Raw genomic sequence first — 394 nt, forward strand, 5'->3', positions numbered from 1 at the left:
GTTCTATCCCCTTCCCAAGTAGCGCCATCATGCATGAGTATGATAGAACCAGGTTGTGTATTACTTAAGACATTATAAGCAATCTCTGCCGGAGGATCCTCTCTCCAATCTAATGAATCAACTGACCAACCCACAACTGTGTAGTTCATCTCCGTCAACTTTTCAACTAACTCATTATATAAAAAACCGTAAGGAGCTCTGAATAACTTTGTTCTATAGCCTATCGTTTCCGCTATCATATCTTCCGTTTGAGACACTTCTCTTTCAAGTGTTGCCACGTCTCCTTCTTCCACGAGGTTTGGGTGCCAATATGTATGGTTTCCAATAACGTGACCTTCCTCATTTATTCTTCTAGTAATGTCTGGATAAGCCTCTACCCTTGAACCCATTACAA

The 394-nt window shown here is 41.1% G+C and carries 1 protein-coding gene; it reads right to left on the reverse strand.

Annotated elements, in window-relative coordinates; translation table 11 throughout:
- Positions 1–389, reverse strand: a 389-nt coding sequence (locus tag AOA61_RS06140) for a polysaccharide deacetylase family protein (RefSeq protein ID WP_256583348.1), incomplete at its 3' end; no start/stop codon positions are given.
- Positions 390–394 lie beyond the last annotated feature (5 nt).

Source organism: Pseudomonas sp. 2995-1 (assembly GCF_002742505.1).
GTDB lineage: Bacteria > Pseudomonadota > Gammaproteobacteria > Pseudomonadales > Pseudomonadaceae > Aquipseudomonas > Aquipseudomonas sivasensis.